Source organism: Micromonospora sp. CV4 (assembly GCF_003667455.1).
In the GTDB taxonomy this organism is placed as follows: Bacteria; Actinomycetota; Actinomycetes; order Mycobacteriales; family Micromonosporaceae; genus Micromonospora.
Window position 1 is genome coordinate 1 of the sequence record NZ_RCVI01000047.1, and the last position, 814, is coordinate 814.

The 814-nt window shown below is 76.7% G+C and carries 1 protein-coding gene; it reads left to right on the plus strand.

Annotation, left to right across the window (positions count from 1 at the left end; translation table 11 throughout):
* Nucleotides 1-814: transcription antitermination factor NusB (locus EAD98_RS00235; protein WP_305035015.1), on the plus strand; the 814-nt coding region annotated here is incomplete at both ends.

Here is an 814-nt window from a genome sequence, read left to right on the forward strand (position 1 = left end):
CTCGTACGCCGCGCGCCGCTGGACCGGCCGCGGCGCGCGGCGTACGAGGCGGTCGCCGCGGTGCACCGCGACGACGCGTTCGCCAACCTGGTGCTGCCGACCATCCTGCGCGAGGAGGGGCTGTACGGCCGGGACGCGGCGTTCGCCACCGAGCTGACCTACGGCACCCTGCGCCACCTGGGCACGCTGGACGCGATCCTGACCGACGCGGCCGGCCGGGACGTGGCCCGGATCGACCCGCCGGTACGCGACGCGCTGCGGCTCGGGGCGTACCAGCTGCTGCACACCCGGGTGCCTCCGCACGCCGCGGTCTCGTCGACCGTGGACCTGGTCCGCGCGGTCGCGCCGGGCGCCACCGGGTTCGCCAACGCGGTGCTGCGCGAGGTGTCCACCCTTGACGCCGACGGCTGGGTGGCGAAGCTCGCCCCGCCCATGGAGACCGACCCGATCGGGCACCTGGCGCTGGCGTACAGCCATCCGCAGTGGATCGTGCGGGCGTTCTCCGAGGCGCTCGGCGGCGACCTGGGCGAGACGGCCCGACTGCTGATCGAGGACAACGAGCGCCCGCCGGTGCACCTGTGTGCCCGGCCCGGCCTGATCGACCCGGTGGAGCTGGCCGACCAGGTGGGCGGGGCGCCCGGAGCGTTCTCGCCGTACGCCGTCTATCTGCCCGGTGGCGCGCCCGGCGACGTGCCGGCGGTCGTCGACGGCCGGGCCCACGTCCAGGACGAGGGCTCCCAGCTGGTGGCCGCCGCGCTCGCCGACGCGCCGCTGGACGGCCCGGACGGGCGCTGGCTGGACCTGTGCGCCGGTC